We start from the raw sequence: 18,598 nt of genomic DNA on the forward strand, positions 1-18,598 counted from the left end.
GGAGCGAAATGACAGATTTTTCCGCGCCGTCTTCGCGCGCTCCGGACACGCGTTGCGCGTTCACCGCAACGACGCCAGCGCCGCCGCGATCGGCACGGTCTGCCGTTTCCGTTCGAGAAAAAAGTTTACCTCGGTGTAGCCCACGCCCTGCAACGTCCGCAGCGCGCGGCCATAATCCGCGCCGACGCGCTCCGGCACATGCGCATCCGCACCCAACACCACGGGGATGCCGCGCGCGTGCATCAACGCCAGCATCGCCGCGCTCGGATTGATCTCGGGAATGGCCTTGTGCAGGCCGCTGGTGTTCAACTCCATCGCCACGCCGGTCCTGGCAATGCGATCGAGCGCGCGTTCAATATCCGGCTGGATGCGCGCGAAATCCCAATCGCACGGCGATTCGTTTTTCACCAAGTCTGGATGCGCGAGCGTGTCGTAGAGTCCTGTCTCCGCTGCTTCCGCGAGATGTTGGAAATAGAGCTGTTGATACGCGAACCAGTCGCCGCGGAAAAAGCGATCCCGATACTCCGTCACCTGCATGTGCACCGAACCCAGCACGTGGTTCAACGGATGCCGCGCATGGAGTTCCTCCAACCATCCTTCGACGCCCGGAAAATAATCGCTCTCCAAACCCAGCCGCACATCCACCTTGCCGGCGAATGCTGCCCGCGCGCCCGCAATGAGTCTCACGTAATCTTCGTATTGCTCCGGATCCATGCGGATCCGATTCGGCGGCAGCCCCGGCAGCGGACAATGGCACGTGAAGATGATCCCTCTCAATCCGCGCGCCTGCGCGGCCGCCGCATATTCCTCCGGCGTGCCCACGGCGTGTTTGCACAACACCGTATGGCAATGGGATTCGTAGAGAAGCGGTTCGGGCACGAAGTGATCTGAAAATTAAAATTCCGTCCGGGCCGTCGCCCCCGGTCTGGCCGAATGAACGGCGACCCGGACGGACACGACTTAGAAGAACGTATAGTATTTGCCCGCCGCCATCCGCGAGATGAGCAGCGCGAGCTCCATCCCGTGATAGTCGCCCCACATCGACGATTCGCCGCAGGGCACCTTGCGCCCTTTCGGAATATGATCCCAGCCGTTCGGCCGGTGATAAACGCTGTGCAGCAGCAAGCCCTGATGCTTTTTGTCGGTCGACAGATAAGGCTCGGCAAAGAGCGTATCCGCAATCGTGAGGCCCGCCTGCAGATACTTGTTGCCCGCCGCCTTCTGGCCTTTCGCCACGAGGTAATTGCCGAGGCGAATCAGGCCCTGCGCCGCGATCGCTGCCGCCGAACTGTCCACCGGCTCGAAGGCGTTGAACGGATCCGCCGGCTTCTTCGCGTAGTCGCCAAGTTGCCAGGTGTTGAGCGCGTTGCTGTCCCAATACGGCACGCCGTCCAGCGCCGAGTAACCGTCGATGTAATAATCGCTCGCCGCGCGCGCCGTCTCCAAAAACAAATCCGTCACCGCGCGCCGGCCGCCGACGGCGTCAAGATCCACGCCCTGCGCCGCCTCGAGAAACTCCAACTGCTCCGCGAAACCGCAGATGATCCACGCCGCGCCGCGCGTCCACGTCGTGAACGGCGAATAACCCTGCTGCGAACTCGGGCAGCGGAACTGGCCGTCGTTGCGGTTGAAGATCGACTCATGCGCCACGCGCCCGCGCACGTCGTAAGTGTCGCGCCCCTGCCCGAAGAACACGTTGAACCGCGCCGTCGTCGCCGCGTGCTCGATCGCGCGATGCAGCAGATTCGTCGGCTTGTCGCCCTCGCCCATCAGCGCGTGGCCGAGCTGGTGCGCCACCACGAGCGAGCGCATCGAGCGGATCGTGTCCGCGAAAAGCGACTGCGGGCCGTTGAACGAATAAACGTAGCCGCTCGGCACCACGCCCGCGGAACCCTTCACCGGCGACCACGGCTCGCGGTAACCGGTCGTCGCATGCCGCGCCGCTTGCACCGCGCCCGACACTTTGAGCGCCAGCTCCGTAAAATTCAGCTCATCCTGATTGTGCGGGATTTTCCCCTCCAGCATCAGCCGCCGCAGGTTGCCGTAGGTGGACACGTTGTTGAACCCATGGTCATGCACGCCGGTGTGCGACACGTGCGAGGCCATCAATTTCACCGTCTTCTCGCGTCCAAGTTTCAACATCGCCTCGTCGCCCGTGGCGTCGAATTGCAGCAACGCCATGCCAAATTGAAATCCCTGCGTCCACTCGGTCCACCCGCGCGAGGTGTATTTACCCTTCACGGTAAACACCGGCGTGCCGTTCGCGGGATCCCACGCCGCATCGATCGCGCGGATCTTCTGCCCGGCGAGCTCAAACACGCGGGCGACTTTGGGTTGGAGCTGCTGGGCGCTCAAGCGGGCGTTGATCTTCATAAAATAAACGCCGCACCTTGCCGGCTTCGGCGCGGTGAAACAAGGGCGAAAGCGACCCGCGCGGGCGCGATTGCCTTTCCCCGGCGTTGCCTGTCAATCTCCGCGCGTGCCTCCATTCGCCAAGGAGTTCCTCCAGTGCTTCATCCCGCTGTTCGTGGCCATCGACCCCATCGGCCTCGCCGCGATTTTTCTCTTCATGGGGCAGGGCGTGCCGCTGGCGACGCGCCACCGCATCGCGCGACAAGCCACCTGGACCGGCGGCATCGTCGCCCTCGCGTTTCTTTTTCTCGGCACGACGATTTTTGCGGCGGTCGGCATCACCGTCAGCGACTTCCAGATCGCGGGTGGTCTCATTCTCTTCATCCTCGCCACGCGCGACCTCATTCACTCCGCCGCGGAGGAGCCGCCGAAATTCGGCGATGATTTTGGCGTCGTCCCGCTCGGGATGCCGCTCATCGCCGGGCCGGCGTCGATCACAACCCTGCTCGCCCTCTCGCAGACGCAAGGCGTGTGGGTCACCCTCGCCGCGCTCGCCGTCAACCTCGTGCTTGTCGCCGTCGCCTTGCTCGGCAGCGCCTGGCTCGGTCGCAAGGTCGGCACCACCGGCCTGCGCGCGATTTCGAAAATCATTTCCATGCTCCTCGCCGCGATCGCGATCAGCATGATCCGCCGCGGCTGGGCCTCCGGATGACGAATACGCGCGCCCCGCGTGCCGGCGGCGGCGCTCGCGGCCTTCTTTTCCTCCACCGAACGCAACGCCCGTGCGCTGGGCGGATGCATCTCTGACGTAAAATCACTGAGATTGAACCTTGCGCCGCTGCTTTCTGTTCCGGTTGGGTAAGGGCTGACTTTATGCCAAAGAAGAGAACTCAGGCTGCGCGGCGCCATGTCCCGTTGCCGTCCCCCGCCCGCACCACCAGGACGACACACATCGACGAAAAGCTGGCGGGCTTGTTTGAAGACGTCGTGAAGCGCAATCCGGGCGAGGTGGAATTCCACCAAGCGGTCCGCGAAGTGCTCGAATCCCTCGGGCCTGTCCTCGTCAAGCACCCGGAATTTGGGACGCAAAAAATCATCGAACGCATTTGCGAGCCGGAGCGGCAGATCATTTTTCGCGTGCCGTGGCAGGACGACCAGGGCCAGGTGCAGGTCAACCGCGGTTTCCGGGTCGAGGTCAACAGCGCCCTCGGACCTTACAAGGGCGGCCTGCGTTTTCATCCGTCGGTTTACCTCGGCATCGTCAAGTTTCTGGGCTTCGAACAGCTCTTTAAAAACGCGTTGACGGGCATGCCGATCGGCGGCGGCAAAGGCGGCTCGGATTTCGATCCCAAGGGAAAATCGACCAGCGAGATCATGCGTTTCTGCCAAAGCTTCATGACGGAGCTTTACCGGCATCTGGGCGAATACACCGACGTGCCGGCGGGCGATATCGGCGTGGGCACGCGGGAGATCGGCTACCTCTTCGGGCAATACAAACGCATCACCAACCGCTACGAATCCGGCGTGCTGACGGGCAAAGGCCTCGACTGGGGCGGCGCCCAGGCCCGCAAGGAGGCCACCGGCTACGGCGCGGTGTTTTTCCTCAATGAAATGCTCGGCGTGCGCGACGACTCCGTGGACGGCAAGACGTGCGTCGTGTCCGGCTCCGGCAATGTTGCGATCTACGCCATCGAGAAGCTGCAGCAGCTCGGCGGCAAAGTGGTGGCGTGCTCCGACTCCGCGGGCTTCATCCACGATCCCAAAGGTCTCGACCTCGCTTTGATCAAGCAGCTCAAGGAAGTGGAGCGTCGTCGCATCGCGGATTACATCACCGCGCGTCCACGTGCGCGCTACGTCCCCAACGGCAACCTCTGGGACGTGCCGTGTCAGCTCGCCCTGCCGTGCGCCACGCAGAACGAACTCAACGGCAAGGACGCCGTCCAGCTCGTCAAGAACGGCTGCATCGCCATCGCCGAAGGCGCCAACATGCCCACCACCCCCGAAGGCGTGCGCGTTTTCGCGGAGGCGGGCGTCGCCTTCGGTCCCGGCAAAGCCGCCAACGCCGGCGGCGTGGCCACCTCGGCGCTCGAGATGCAGCAAAACGCGAGTCGCGACGTGTGGGACTTCGCGTTCACCGAGAAACGCCTCGCCGTGATCATCAAAGGCATTCACCAGCGCTGCTACGAAACGGCTGAGGAATACGGTGCGCCAGGCAACTACGTCAAAGGCGCCAACATCGCCAGTTTCATCAAGGTGGCTCACGCCATGGTGGCGCTCGGCGTCGTCTAACTGACGCCCGATCCTGCGCGCCCCTGCGCTGGCCCTCCGGTGGGCCAGCCAGAGCGCGCCTTGCCGCTTTTCGTCAGCCGCTGAACGTCGTCAGCAGCTCCGCGTAAATCTTCGCGCTGCGCACCAACTCGCGCACGTCCGCGCGTTCATCCACCGCGTGGTAGTCATCGCCTCCCGGCCCGTAGCCGAGCGTGGGAATTTTCAGGTAGTGCGAGAAAAAGTGCATGTCGTTGAACCCCGTCGACACGTTGAACACCGTCTTCCCCCCGCGCACGCGGCGCACACAGCCCGCCATCGCCGCGAAGAACGGATGCTCCGGCGCCGAGTAGCACGAATAATTTTCCGAGACCTTCTCGACGGTGATCTTGCACTGCGGGATACGGCGCGCCGCCGCCGCGAGAAACGCCCGCAACTCCTTCTCCGCCGCGACATGGTCCTCGACCGCCAGCACGCGCCGGTCGATCGTGAAACTCGCCCGCGCCGGCACCGTGTTGATCTTGCCGCCCGGGCCCGCCTCGAACACGCCCCCGACATTGATCGTCGGCCGCATCGACTTGCCCTCCGGCGTGCGAAACGTCCGCCGCGCCAACTCGCGCTTATACTCCTCCAACGCGAGCACCAGCGCCGACATTTTCTCCAACGCGTTCACCCCGTCCTCCGGTTGCGATCCATGCGCCGCGCGCCCGTGCACGATCACGTTGAACCAGAGCACGCCATTGTGCCCGCAACACACCGCGCGCCCTTCCCCGCCCTCCATCACGAGCGCGTAATCCGGCGAGATCGCCGCGTTCTGCACCACCCAGCCCGTGCCCAGCAGCGAATCCGTTTCCTCGTCCGCCGTAAACGAGACTTCGATATTCATCTTCGGCTTCACACCGGTGGCCTTGAGCGCGCGCAACGCCAGCACGAGGCTCGCAATCGAGCCCTTCATATCCGCGGTGCCGCGCCCGTAAATCCAACCATCGTCCACCGCGCCGCTGAACGCCCCACCGTGCCGCCATTCGCCCGACACCGGCACGACGTCGTAATGAGCGTTGAAATGCACCGTCTTGGTCGCTCCCGGCACCGCCCGTTTTCCCACGACATTGTAACGCGGATAACCGAACTGCTCCGGCGGCAGGTGCAGCCGCAGAAACGCGTCCGGCACGCGGTGACGCTTCGCCGCGAGCCCGCACGCCGTCAGTTCACGCGTGAGAAATTCCGTGATCGCCCCGTAATTTTCGCCCGGCGGATTCACCGTGCTCGTCCGCACCAACTGTGCGAGCAACGCCGTCAGGTCGTCGGTGTGCGCGTCGAGATAGTCCGCCGGGGTCATGCCGCCGACCCTCCCGCCCGCCGTCCGCTGACCTGCGCCGCGCGCTGCCGCGCGAGCCGACCGTTTGACCGTAAGCTGCCCTGCGCCAGTTGCATGCCCGTAGAATTCCCGAAACGCGCCGAAACGGAAGCGCAGAGTGCGCCCCGCCGTCCTTTCTACCGCGTGCGCTTGGCACCCTCCGGCGCGCGTCTCGCCGGCCACCCTGCGCGGCGGCTCGTTTCGAGCTTCGCTTCGTTTGACAGGGCCACGCGCGGCGGCATGCTCCGGCGCGATGTCTCTCGCTGATTTGCGCAAGGATTACTCGCTCGCCGGCCTCGTGGAAAAGGATTTGGCGCGCGATCCCTTCCGCCAGTTCGACAAATGGTTTCAGGAGGCGCAAGGCGCCAAGATCCCCGAGCCCAACGCGATGGTCGTGGCCACCGCGACGCGCGAGGGCCGGCCTTCCACGCGCACCGTTCTCCTCAAAGGGATCGATGGTCGCGGCTTCGTTTTCTACACCAATTACGAAAGCCGCAAAGGCCGCGAAATCGAAGCCAACGCCCGCGTGTCGCTCCTCTTCCCATGGATCGCGATCGAGCGCCAGATCATCGTGGAGGGCACGGTGACCAAGGTTTCGCGCGAGGAAAGCGCCGCCTATTTTCACTCCCGCCCGCAAGCCAGCCAGATTGGCGCCTGGGCCTCGCAACAAAGCGCCGTGATCGGCAGCCGCGCGCTGCTCGAACAAGCCTTCAAAGCCGCCGAGAAAAAATACGCCGGCAGCGAAATCCCCATGCCGCCACAATGGGGCGGCTACCGTGTAAACCCCGAGACCGTGGAATTCTGGCAGGGCCGCCGCAGCCGCCTCCACGACCGCCTCCGCTATCGCCGCGAAGCCAACGGCGACTGGACGATCGAGCGCCTCTCCCCGTGAAGCGCCGCCCGGTGCGCCCGGCCGTCGATGCGGAATTGCTCGCCGCCGCCGTGCGCGGCCAGGCCGAAGGCGTTTTCATTGCCCGCCGCCGCCTCGGCCCGCGCGGTTTCACGATCCTCTACGCCAACGACAGCCTCGCGGCGATGGCCGGCCTCGCCCCCGGCGAACTCACCGGCCAGCCCCACGGCGTGCTCCACGCCGATGCCGCCGAACGCGAACGCTTGCGCACGTGGCTGGCCACTCTCGCGCCCGGTGCCTCGCTCAACGGCGAAGGTTACCTCGTGCGCCGCGGCGGCACGTCCTTCTACGCCGCGTGGACGTTCAGCCCCGTCTTCGACGACGCCGGCCGCGCGCAGCACATCGTGGCGATTTACCGCGACATCAGCGAAAAACGAAAATTGCAGGAAGCCCTCGCACGCGCCCAGCGCCTCGACGCCGTCGGCCGGCTCGCGGGCGGCGTCGCCCACGACTTCAACAACCTGATGTCGGTCATCAACGGCTACTGCGAAATCCTCAAGCCCCGCCTTGGCGCGTTTCCCCAAGCGTTGCACGACATCGAAGAGGTTCACAAAGCCGGCGAGAAAGCCGCCGCCCTTACCCGTCAGCTTCTCGCCTTCGGCCGCCGCCAGCCGATGCACCCGCAGACGCTCAGCCTCAACGACATCGTGCGCGAAAATGCCAGCCTGCTGGAACGCCTCCTCGGCGAGACCGGCCAGCTGGAGTTGCGCCTCGCCCCGGCCCCGCTCTACGTGCAGGCCGATCCGGTGCACCTGCAACAGGTGCTGCTCAACCTCACCATCAACGCGCGCGATGCCTTGCGCGACAACGGCCGCGTCACCATCAGCACCGCCCCCCGCGAGATCGTGACCGCTCACCATCGCCGCTCCACCGATACTCCGCCCGGGCACTACGTCGTCCTCACCGTCGCCGACAACGGCACCGGCATGGATGCCCACACGCAGGAGCATTTGTTCGAACCGTTTTTCACCACCAAGCCCGAGGGCAAGGGCACGGGCCTCGGCCTGCCGATCGTCTATGGCATCGTGCAACAGAGCAACGGCTTCATCACCGTGCGCAGCGCCCCGCTCACCGGCGCCACGTTTGAAATCCTCCTCCCGGCCACGACGGCACCGGCGATAACGCCTCCGCCCGCGTTGATCTCCCCGCCCGTGGTCACGCGGGGCAACGAAGCCATTCTCCTGATCGAGCACGACGAGGTGGTGCGCAAAATGTTCGCCGGCATCCTGACCGCGGACGGCTATCGCGTGACCGCGGCGGCGAGCCTCAAAACCGCCCTCGCGCATCCCGCGCGCTCCGCTCCGCCCTTCAAACTCCTCATCGCCCGCGTCTCCGGCGAAGCCGAGACGTTCGCGCGCCAGTTGCTCGCCCAACTCCCCGACCTGCGTGTGCTCCGCATGACCGAGTCGGACACCGTGCCAGCGTTGCGCTGGTGGCCGGAACAGCACCAGACCTCGCTCACGAAACCCTTTGCCTTGAACGAACTGCTCAAAGCCACGCGTCGCGTGCTCGACGCCTGATTCGCCCGCGTCGCGATGAATCTGCACGTGCTGCCGATCCGCACCGCCGGTGCCGCCGAAAACATGGCGGCCGATTTCCTCCTGCTGCAACGCTACCCCGGCGCGCCTGCCGTGCGCTTTCGTCATTATGAATGGCGCGCGCCCGCGTTCACCTTTGGCTTCAGCCAGAAAATCGCGTTCATCCGCGCCACGCTGCCGCCCGACGAGACCTTCGATCTCTGCCGCCGTCCGACCGGCGGCGGCCTCGTCGATCATCGCGACGACTGGACCTACACCCTCGTCGTCCCCCGCGGTCATCCGCTCGAGGAGTTGCGCGCCAGCGCGAGCTACCGCGCCACGCACGAATGTCTCGCCGCCGCCCTCGTCCGCCAAGGCGTGCCTGCCCTGATCAAAACCACCTGCGAACCCGCCGCCGAGGGCAACGCATGCGGCGCGGCCGGCGTGTGTTTCCAACGCGCCGAACTTTACGATGTCGTCCACCGTGAGTCCGGCGAAAAAATCGCCGGCGCTGCGCAGAAGCGCAACAAGCACGGCCTCCTCTTCCAAGGCTCGCTCTGGCGCCCCGCCGTCGGCGCGCCGCTCGACTGGGATCAGTTGCACGACGACTTCGTCGCCGCTCTCGCGGAGTCCCTGGCGGTCCAGGCCGCGCCGACCCCGTGGCCGGACTTCGCGGACGACGAACTCAGCGGCCTGACCGACGCCTATTCGTCACCCGAGTGGATCGAAGCGCGGTGAACGTCGCGCGTTAACGTCAACGCGAGCGCGCTCCACCGCCGCGGCGGCTTCGCATCACAGAGTCGCCGGAGCGGGCGCCGGCGGAGTCGCCGCCGCCGGGCTATTCGCAGGGCCTGGTGCCGGCGCCGCCGCCGCCGGAGCCGGTGCCGCGACGCGCGGCCGAAACGGCCACGTGCGCAACGTCTTCGCCGTGAACAGACCTGCGAGCAACAGCACGACGAGCACGTAGAAAAATTTCCGCTTCCGCGCCGCCGCCTTGTTCACGTAAGGATCGTCCAGCGTGCGATGGGCGTTACCCGGCAGCGTCGCCACCTGCGTGAGCTGGCCACCGAAGGGAATATTGATCTTCACCCGACCATTCACCGCCCAGCCGTTGGCATCGAGAATCGGCCCGAGATTGCGATGCCGCAGCTTGAGCGCGGCCATCAGCATCGACGGCCCGGAGATCAGCACGAAGATCCCCAAAATCACCAACGGCATCTGCCACGGTTCGAGCTTGAGAAAGCCCGACATCACCGCCGCCAGCGCGCTGCCGATCGCGCCCAACGCCAGACCGATCGCTGCGAAAATGCCGGCGAACTTGGCGATATCGAAGGGCGTGTTCTGCTTCGCGGGCGCACCCGCCAGCGGTGCTGACGCCGCCCCGACTCCCGCGCTCGCGCGCGCTGTCGCCTCCTTGTCCCAATCCGACGCAAATTTCGCCACCTGGTCGCCGATCATCTTGCCGATGCGTTTATAGGGCGTCCACATCGCCTGCCGAATGCTGATCGGGTGTTCGACGATCTTCACGATGCGCGCGTCCCAGTCGCGCCCTTCGCGGTCGTAGAACACGCCATTGCGCCCCGGCATGAGATTGTCCGCATCGCCGCCGGTGATCGCGGCCGCGAGCGTGAATTTCTCCAGGCCTTTCCGGGCGCACTCGCAATACGCGAGATACGTCTGGCTCAAATCCGCGAATTTCGCGTGCCGGTCCATGTCGCCGACGCGCACGCACAACTGGAAACTCCGCCCATCCAGATACAGCGTGCCCGCCTGAAAAATTGCCCAGCGGTCCGGCTCATAGAAATCGAAGAACGAAACAAAATTGTTCAGCAGCCGATAAAGGTCGCGATAGTAGCGCAGCAACCGGTCCAGATCGCTCACCGCCGCCATCTCGGAGGCCAGCGCCGCATCCTTGTGCGAGAGCTCGGTCAACGTCGCTTGCAGCGGCCCCGTCACGAGCTCCCGCAGCCGCGGCAGCCCCAGCGATTCCACGACCGCTCCCAGTATCTTCGCGCGCCACGCCGCGTAGGGCGCCAGCCGGTCTTTGATCGTCTGCCATTCCGCCCGCGTGAGCTCCGTGCGCGGCCCCAGCAGCGGCGCCACCGCCTGCGTCGCCAGCGCGGCCAGGCGCGCCGTCCACGCCGGATTCACTTTGCCCGCCAGCGGCAACGCGCTGTCCGCCGCGACCGGCGCGATCGGCAGCTGCTCCACGGCGGAGGTCTCCGTGGCGAGATTCTTCGCCGCCATCGCGGCAAAGTCTTCCACCGCACCGTTCAACGCGCCCGCGGCGCGAGGATCGAACGCCGCCAGATTCGCCCGCACAAAATAATCGTCCACCTTCGCCGCCACCGCCGCATAAGCCTCGAACGCCGCGTCCGTCTGCGCGCCGATCGTCCGCACCGCCTCCGCCACGCCCGCCGCCTGCCACGCCACGTAGTCGCGCGCCGCGGCAAAAAACGCCTCCACCTTGTCCGCGTTGATGCCGACCTCTCCGCTGCGATCAGGCAGGCCGCCCACCGTCGCGATGATGTCGTTGATCGCTTGCGCCACCGCCGCGTCGCCCGCTGTCGCCGCCGTGATCACGCCATCGCCGTTCAACCGCGTCGTCTTGAAAATGAGATCCTGATCAACGGTGTCCTTCGCCGAAATCTCCGTGGCACCCGGTCGCCCCACGCTCACGAGCACCTCACGCGCCGCCGCGAGGAGCAACGCACCTTCGGGTGTCTGGTCGTTGATCGCCGCGAGCGGCATCAACGGCGCGGGATCGATGATCACGCCGATATCCTTCAAGTGCTGGTCGCACCAATGCACCGCCGCCAGCAGCTCCGGCACCCGGATGCGCCCGTCACCATCGAGGTCGATCATGGCGAGCGTGCGCTCGTCGAACTCCAACCCGCGTACCGGACAGCTTAACGCCGCCCACAACTTTTGATCGAGCTGCCCGAGCGCCTTCAGATCCTCCGCCGTGGAGATCCGCACCTGATCAAATCCGCCGATGCGGAAAAATTTCCAGACGTGTTGCTGCGCGCCAAATCCGAATTTGATCATCCCCGCTTTGTGTCGGGCGAAGTCGCCCAGCGCAACCTGCGAGATGACGGCTTTAGGCCGACGCGTCGCTACGATTTTCGCTGTTCACAGCCGTGTAAAATGCCAGCGTCGCGCCATGCCCCGCCCCCTCCACCTTCCAGCCTTAGTCGTTGCTCTGTCGCTTGGCCTCGCGCTGACCTCGTGTCAAAAAAAGGAGTCCTCTTCCGGCAACACGCCGGATGCCGCGGCCGCCGCTCGCGTGGCAACGCCTCAACCCGCCACCGTCGAAATTGTGCCGCCAAAGGAGCGCAGCCCGAGCTTCCTTGCGGTTCAAAAACAGCTTGAGCTCGGCGGCACGCTCTATGGCTACGTGGACGTCGACGGCGACGCGCTAAAAGTCGCCCGCAGCTTCAAGGACATCATGACGGAGGTGGCCGCCGCCCAGCCGAACCTGCGTTCCTTCGCGCAACACGACTACGCCGCGATCGCGACGAAGCTCGGCCTGGCCGACGTCAAAGCCATGGGTCTCAGTTCGGTGCCCGACGGCACCGGCTTCTTCCGCAACCGCCTGTTTCTCTATACGCCCGAAGGCCGTCACGGGTTGCTCGCCGGACTGGGCGGCAAGCCCGCGCCCTTCACCCACCTGAACCTCGCGCCGGCGAATACCGCCGTCTATTCTGAAGCGGATCTCGATATCGCGGCTGTTTACCAGACCGTGAAAGACGTTGTCGCCGAAGTCGCCGGCGAGCCCGCCAGCAACAAAATGGAAGCGGCCATCAAGCACGCCAGTGACTCCGCCAAACTCTCGCTGCTCGACCTCATCTACGGCCTGAAGGGCCACAGTGCCATGGTTCTCTGCATCGATTCGGTGAAGACCATGCAGATGCCTCCGCCAGCGAGCATCACCCTGCCGGCGTTCTCCCTGCTCGTCTGCGTCGACGGCGTGGGGCCGGTCGTTGAAAGCGCGCTTGCGCAGGAAGCCGGTTTCCAACGGACCGACGAAGGCGCGTTTCATGTTTATACCAGCGCCAAGCCGGTTGCCGGTTTCGGCTGGACACCCGTCTTTGTCGTCGATGGCCGCGATCTGTACTTCGCCACCTCCCGCGCGTTTTACGACGAGTGCCGCGCCCAAAAAACCGGGCTGGCGCAACAACCGGAATTTCAACAGGCCCTCGACCACGTCGGTCACGAGGGCAACGGGCTGTCCTACGTCACGCCGCAATTCTTTGACCACCTGAAGCGCATCGAAAAACTCAACCCGACGCTGCCGCCGCCGCTCAAGCAACTGATCACGATGATCATCTCCCGGCTGCCGACGCCTGACCAACCTCTGGTCGGCATTCGCACGAACCTGCCCGACGGCATCCTCGTGCGTTCCTATATGAACCGCTCGTTCAAACAGGATCTCGCCATGGTTTCTGTCTATAACCCCGTCACGATCGGCCTGATGAGCGCGATGGCCATTCCTGCATTTCAGAAAGTCCGCACGTCTTCGCAACAAAAGGCGGTGCTCAACAACCTTCGCCAGCTCTCCGCGGCCGCTGACCAATATTATTTGGAAAACGGGGTCTCCACGACCACGTATGACGAAATCGTCGGCGAAAAGCGTTATATCAAAAAGATCATTCCGGTGATGGGCGAAAATTATCGCGAAATCCGCCTCGAAGCCGGCCTGCCTCTCCGCATCCGCCTCCCCGACGGCCGCATGGTCGAATACGGGCCCTAAAACCGCCCGTCGCCCCCGTCTCCGGCGCCGCCCGTCTTGTATCCCGCGGGGACGCCACTGCGGGCGGTGAGTGGCGCGCTCAAGATTTTCCGGCGCGCGGCGACGCCGGGAAGCGAAGCGCACAGGCTGGCGGTCGTCATCCGCTGACCTTCGACCTGGTCTGCGTCGTTCGCGCCGTGGACCGGCAAAATCACCCGCGTCCGAACCCGCCGCGGCGGGTTGTTTTCGCCCAACGTCGCAGCCCGTCGATGCCTGGCTGGCGAGCGGAATCATTGGAATTGAAGAGCGAAAAGCGCCCGACCAGCTTCGCGCGATGGTCTCTTCCGACGACGCCAAAGCTCCTCATCCTGCCTCGCAGACGCCCTCGAGCGGCGCGCTTCCGGCGCTCGATCTCTCGGCCGCCGCGATCGCGCAGCGCTATCGGGCCCGCCGCGAGTTCATCCTGAGCGAAGCCGTCGCCGCCGTGGTGCCGGGCGATCCCACGCGGGGGAGCAAATTCGATATCGCCGCGTGTTTCCACCGGGGCGAAAAGCGCGAGGCCGCCCTGGCCCGGCTCGAAGTTCTCGACCGTGCGACGCCCTCCGCGAACATGTTTTGGGCGTATCCCACGGTGACCGTAATGCTGGCCGGCCAGCAGGCGCTCGATGCGAAGAGTCGCGACCGCATGACCGAATTGTGGCGCACGTATTGGCCGAGCCGGGGCGACACCGAGAACCACTGGCTGCTCAGCTATGCGAGTTATTATCTCGTGGCGCAAACCCACCCCGACGCGGGACCGGAGTGTTGGTTCAACGGCCGGTCTTCCGCCGAGAATCTGGCCGAAGCCAAAAACTATATAGAACACTGGATCGGCGTCACGACCAGCTACGGGCAGGGAGAATACGATTCTCCCAACTACATCGAGGAATACGCCGTCGGGCTCGCGCTGCTTGCGGGCTGGGCGCAGGATAAGGCGTTCCGCGACCGTGCGAAGCAGATGCTCGACTATATTTTCTATGATTATGCGGCGGAGACGCTGGACGGGCTTTATGGCGGGGCGCACAGTCGCGTGTATCCGCGCCATATCATGGCTCCGGGCCGCACCGCGGCGGCCGCCCTCGGCTGGTTGTTGTTTGGCCTGGGCGAGTATGAGCCCAGCGAGCGACAGGTGACGCGCCATCAACTGCGCGACGAACTGCCGGAGCGCGGCGCCAAATTGATCGCCCTCAGCGGCTACGAGCCGCCGCCGATCTTGGAACGCATCGCCCGCGAGCGCGCGCAGCCTTATGTCGAACGGGAGCGCAAGCGCACCCGCTGGCGGATGCGGCATGCGGGGCCGGATTCCTTCGTGATCGGCGACAAGCGCACCGTGCCGGTGTATAAATACAGCTACGTTGACCCTGACTTCATCCTGGGTTCGTCCCAAGGCGGCCTGCTGCAACCGATCCAGCAGCAAACGTGGGGACTGATCTGGCGCACGGAAAACGCCGTGATGCGGTGTCCTTCGTTTTTCGGCGTGCAGCCGTATGCTTCGTCGGTTGAGGGCAGCATGTATTTCCCCGTCGATCCCGCCGTGGTCACCGATTTGATCACGCGCTCGAAGGCGGACTACGACTCACCAGACAAACTCGCCAGCGGTTCACCGTATGAGCAGGTCGTGCAAAGCGGCCGGGCGCTCATCGCGCTGCAGGACATTCCCGCCTCGGCACTCTTTCACCACATCACGCTTTTTTTCTCCCGTGATTTGGAGCACACCGTCGAGGATTCGTCCGGTTGGATCTTCACGCAAGGCGGCCCCGTCTACCTTGCCTGCCGACCCTTCGTTCAAGGCCAATGGCGTCCGAACGACTGGACCGGTTTTCTCAGCGGAGGCGCTGGCGGTATTCTCGTCAGCGGCGATTTCGAGGAGTGGGGCGTAGGGCACCGCTGCTACGTCAGCGAGGCGCATCAAAACGGCTACATCGTGCAAGTCGCCGCCACACGCGACTTCTCGTCGTTCGCGGCGTTTCAAGACGCCGTGCGCGGGCTGGCGCTGACCTTTTCGCTGTCGCCGACGCCGGCGGCCACGTTCACCGCTTTGGACGGCACGAAGCTCCAGGTCCGCTATGGCGACACGCCGCACGTGAACGGCGCGCCAGTGGACTACGCCAACTGGCCGCTCTTCGACAGCCCCTTCGGCCACGCCGCGGTCGGCAGTCGACAGCTCTCTCTCCAGCACGGCGGTGAGACCCAGTTGCTCGATTTTCAAAATCGTCCCCGTGAGTCTGTCGTCCCGGCTTTGCCACCGGTCCCCGCCGACTCCGCTGCGTCCACCCGGCCGGCGTTCTACGCGGCGTTGACCATGACGAAGGCGCAGCAGAACACCGCGACGCCGTCCGACTCGGGCTTGTATGAGCGGTTGCCCTCGGGCGAATGGGTGCTCACCGGACCGCGCATTCTCGGCGTGGCGACGCTGGCGCTCCATCCCACGAACCCAGCCATTCAGTTGATCGCCTCAGCCGACGGCGTGGTCCGCACGGTCGATCACGGCCGGACTTGGCGCAAGACCACCGGTTGGGAGGTCGCCGACGTGAGGGCCATCGAATTCGACGCGGGCAATCCCGATCTCGTCTACGCTGCCACCATGTGGAGCCCCTTGCGCTCGGTGGATGCCGGACAGACTTGGACGTGCACGCAACGCGGGTTGGACCGACTCTATGGCCAGACGTTGATCGCGGACCGACAACAACCAGGACGCGTGTTAATGGGTATGGAGGAAGGGCTCTACGCCTCGGTCGACGCCGCGCTGACGTGGCAGCGGCTCAACTTTCCCACCGTCACGATTACGCGTCTGCGGCAAAGTCCTGTGCAACCGCAACGGTTGCTCGCCGCCACGCTCGTCCAGGGCGCCTGGCTTTCCACTGATGCAGGGGAGACGTGGAAACCCACGGACCCCGCCACGGCGACCGCGCAACTCTACGCCGCCGCACTGGATTCGCACGATCCCGCCTTGATGGCGATCGGCGGCTGGGGAGCCGGTGTGCGAGTCTCCGGCGACGCGGGCCAAACCTGGGTGGACCGCAGCGCAGGTCTGCCTAACCTGAATGTGTTCGTCCTCGCGTTCGATCCGCAGCATCCCGCCCGTTTGTGGGCCTCGACGTTTGAGGAAGGCTCGTTCTACAGCGATGACCGCGGGCAGACTTGGCAGAATGGCGGACTCTACGGCGCGTATGGCGCGGATTTCGTCTTCGGCCGCGTCGCGACAACTCCGGCGAGCGCCCATTCGTCCTCGTAAACGCAGGTCCGGTGCGACCGATCTTTCCAACGGTTTTTTCTTAAAAGCCGTCTGGCCACCTCACGCGCCACGCTTACCGTTTCGTCCCATGTTTGAAATCTCGGGCACCATCAAAAAAATCTTCGACGAGCAGACCTTCGGCAGCGGCTTCAACAAGCGCGAGTTCGTGGTGACTGTTCCCGACGGACGCTTTCCGCAGGACCTCAAATTCGAAACCGTGAAGGACAAAGTCGCCCTCGTGGGCGCGCTCAAGGTCGGCGAAAAAGTGAAAGTCTCCTTCGACATCCGCGGTCGCGAGTGGAAGGAAAACTATTACGTCAACTTGAACGCGTGGAAGATCGAGTCGCTGGACACGGGCGGCCGGGGCCCGGCGTCAACAGACGACGGTCCGCCATTGAGTGAACCCGAGCCGGGAGCCGGCAGCATGGATCTTGATGAAGATCCGCCGTTTTGATGCAGCGAACCGCTTGAGTCCGCCAACGCGCAGCGCAAGCGCCACTTGACGTCTATAGACGCAGAGTCACGCGCGAGAAACATGGTGCCGCAGAGTAACCCAACAACTCCGGACTAACGGTCACCTATCACGGTCGTAATATCGTTTTCCAGGAGCGCGGAGAGCGTCTGACTGATGGCGAGGGCGGTTTGCGAGGTGATGCATATACTACAAAGCCAGACTCCTTTCATCGTGCCTCCGTGTGTCCTTTCTCGCAGGCGGATTTTCGGGTGGCGATTGCTCATGATCACGTCAGCGGGGTCGCCTTATCTTTCTCATCCAGCGATGTTCCGCAGCGTAATCACGCACTCCAGATGCCGCGTCTGCGGGAAGAGATCGAATGGCTGCACGGCCGTGAGCATGTAGCCAGCCGCGAGAAATTGTTTCAGATCCCGCATCTGCGTCGCCGGATCGCACGAAACGTAAACCACCGCGCGCGGCCCAAAGGCGAAAAGCTGCTGCAGAAACGCTTCGTCGCAGCCCTTCCGCGGCGGGTCGATGATCACCGCGGTCTCCGTCGCCGGGAAATCCAAACCCGCAAAAATCGCCGCTGCGTCCGCCGCCAGAAAATTGGCGTTGGTGATATGGTTCGCCGCCGCGTTCTTGCGCGCAAAATCGATACTCGTCGCGCTCAATTCCACGCCGGCCACGCGCTCGAAGGCCGGCGCCGCCGCCAGCGCGAACAGCCCGCTCCCGCAATACGCATCCACCAGAAACCGCGCGCCGGTTGCTGCGGCCTGCGCACTCACATACGCCGCGAAGGCCGGCAGAATAAACGGGTTGTTCTGAAAGAAATCGCGCGCGAGAAACTGCAGCCGCAGCGTGCGCGTTCCCCCGCGCTTGTCTTCGCCCTCGCGGCCCGGTCCGACCGGAAGTTCGATCGTCTCCGTGATCACCGCTTCGTAATTCGTCGTCACCGCGCCGCTCGCTTCGCGCAAGAGCAGCGTCGCCCCGCGCGTGAAGGCGCCCTCCGTCGCCCGCGCGCGCACCTCCGCGCGCACCTCCGTCAGGCGCGCGTTGATCGCGGGCGTGGCAATCGGGCATTGCGGCACGTCCACGATCTCGAACCGCGTTCCTTGTCGCAAAAAACCGATTGGCAACGCCGGTGCGTTCGTCGTCGCCGGGGCCGTCGCCGTCCCTCCGTTCGCCGCCCCGCTATCCGGCACGGCTCCCGGCACGGTCGTTTCCTGCTTCGCCGCGGTGGTCGCAGGCTGCGTCATTGCCGCCCGCGGCGCCGCGAAGTGCGGCGTAATTTTCGAACGGTAACCAAACTCGCGCGGCGAGCCGATCACGGCCGCCACGGGAAACGTCACCCCCACCATGTGCTGCAACAACTCCTCCACTTGCCGGCGCTTCCACGCGAGCTGTTCGGCGTAGCTGAGATGCTGATATTGGCACCCGCCGCAGCGCCCGAACAGCGGACACGACGCCGCGATCCGGTGCGGCGAAGGTGTGAGCACCGTCACAAGATCCGCCTCCGAGAAATTCTTGTGATTGCGAAACACCCGCGCGCGCACGCGTTCGCCCGGCAGCGTAAACGGCACCATCACCACCCACAGGGTTTCGGCGGCGCCGTCCGTCGCGCGCAGCGGCATGCGCCCGAGGCCCGCGCCGAGATTCGTCAGCGTCGTGATCTCCAGTTCGATCTCCGCGTGATACGCGAAGGGCTGGTCGTTGAACCGTTTCTTTTTCCCCACG

Annotated in this window: 13 protein-coding genes; 8 read left to right on the forward strand and 5 right to left on the reverse strand. The window is 64.7% G+C overall.

All coding sequences use genetic code 11. The features are described from left to right. Positions 1-60: 60 nt before the first annotated feature. Both K0B96_RS16640 and K0B96_RS16645 read right to left on the reverse strand, forming a co-directional pair. Complete coding sequence (locus K0B96_RS16640) at positions 61-879, reverse strand: histidinol-phosphatase (RefSeq protein ID WP_220162082.1); 819 nt, start codon at positions 877-879, stop codon at positions 61-63. Positions 880-960: 81 nt separating this feature from the next. Further along, complete coding sequence (locus K0B96_RS16645) at positions 961-2,373, reverse strand: glycosyl hydrolase (protein WP_220162084.1); 1,413 nt, start codon at positions 2,371-2,373, stop codon at positions 961-963. A 106-nt stretch (positions 2,374-2,479) separates the two neighbouring features. Between K0B96_RS16645 and K0B96_RS16650 the strand changes: the two genes are divergently transcribed. Both K0B96_RS16650 and gdhA read left to right on the forward strand, forming a co-directional pair. Beyond that, positions 2,480-3,064, forward strand: coding sequence for a MarC family protein (locus K0B96_RS16650; protein ID WP_220162086.1), 585 nt, complete (start codon positions 2,480-2,482; stop codon positions 3,062-3,064). 203 nt (positions 3,065-3,267) lie between these two features. Continuing rightward, positions 3,268-4,641: an NADP-specific glutamate dehydrogenase gene (gdhA, locus tag K0B96_RS16655; RefSeq protein ID WP_255558748.1), complete on the forward strand. Its 1,374-nt coding sequence runs from the start codon at positions 3,268-3,270 to the stop codon at positions 4,639-4,641. 73 nt (positions 4,642-4,714) lie between these two features. Here gdhA and K0B96_RS16660 read toward each other — a convergent pair whose 3' ends face one another. Continuing rightward, positions 4,715-5,956: a M20 family metallopeptidase gene (locus K0B96_RS16660; RefSeq protein WP_220162090.1), complete on the reverse strand. Its 1,242-nt coding sequence runs from the start codon at positions 5,954-5,956 to the stop codon at positions 4,715-4,717. Between the two features lie 271 nt (positions 5,957-6,227). Here K0B96_RS16660 and pdxH point away from each other — a divergent pair, with 271 nt between their 5' ends. Genes pdxH through K0B96_RS16675 form a run of 3 tightly spaced genes read left to right on the forward strand, consistent with a single transcriptional unit; the run spans position 6,228 to position 9,139 of the window. Beyond that, positions 6,228-6,866, forward strand: a complete 639-nt coding sequence (gene pdxH, locus K0B96_RS16665; RefSeq protein WP_220162092.1) for a pyridoxamine 5'-phosphate oxidase — start codon at positions 6,228-6,230, stop codon at positions 6,864-6,866. Next, positions 6,863-8,404, forward strand: coding sequence for an ATP-binding protein (locus K0B96_RS16670; RefSeq protein ID WP_220162094.1), 1,542 nt, complete (start codon positions 6,863-6,865; stop codon positions 8,402-8,404). Before pdxH ends, K0B96_RS16670 begins: the two co-directional genes overlap by 4 nt. Positions 8,405-8,419: 15 nt before the next feature. Further along, complete coding sequence (locus tag K0B96_RS16675; RefSeq protein WP_220162095.1) at positions 8,420-9,139, forward strand: lipoyl protein ligase domain-containing protein; 720 nt, start codon at positions 8,420-8,422, stop codon at positions 9,137-9,139. 54 nt (positions 9,140-9,193) lie between these two features. Here the strand turns inward: K0B96_RS16675 and K0B96_RS16680 are convergent, their stop codons facing one another. Next, entirely contained in the window at positions 9,194-11,449 is a 2,256-nt protein-coding gene (locus K0B96_RS16680) for a hypothetical protein (protein WP_220162097.1), read from the reverse strand. Positions 11,450-11,687: 238 nt separating this feature from the next. On the opposite strand from K0B96_RS16680, the gene K0B96_RS16685 reads away from it, so the two are divergent. The 3 genes from K0B96_RS16685 (at position 11,688) to K0B96_RS16695 (ending at position 16,861) form a co-directional block, all read left to right on the forward strand. Then, complete coding sequence (locus K0B96_RS16685) at positions 11,688-13,154, forward strand: type IV pilin protein (protein WP_220162100.1); 1,467 nt, start codon at positions 11,688-11,690, stop codon at positions 13,152-13,154. A 313-nt stretch (positions 13,155-13,467) separates the two neighbouring features. Beyond that, complete coding sequence (locus K0B96_RS16690) at positions 13,468-16,407, forward strand: WD40/YVTN/BNR-like repeat-containing protein (RefSeq protein WP_220162102.1); 2,940 nt, start codon at positions 13,468-13,470, stop codon at positions 16,405-16,407. An 88-nt stretch (positions 16,408-16,495) separates the two neighbouring features. Next, positions 16,496-16,861 carry a DUF3127 domain-containing protein gene (locus K0B96_RS16695; RefSeq protein ID WP_220162104.1) on the forward strand — a complete coding sequence of 122 codons (366 nt, stop codon included), beginning with the start codon at positions 16,496-16,498 and terminating at the stop codon, positions 16,859-16,861. Positions 16,862-17,175: 314 nt separating this feature from the next. Here the strand turns inward: K0B96_RS16695 and K0B96_RS16700 are convergent, their stop codons facing one another. After that, complete coding sequence (locus K0B96_RS16700; protein WP_255558750.1) at positions 17,176-18,597, reverse strand: class I SAM-dependent RNA methyltransferase; 1,422 nt, start codon at positions 18,595-18,597, stop codon at positions 17,176-17,178. Between the last annotated feature and the right edge of the window lies 1 nt (position 18,598).

The organism is Horticoccus luteus (assembly GCF_019464535.1).
GTDB classification, from domain to species: domain Bacteria; phylum Verrucomicrobiota; class Verrucomicrobiia; order Opitutales; family Opitutaceae; genus Horticoccus; species Horticoccus luteus.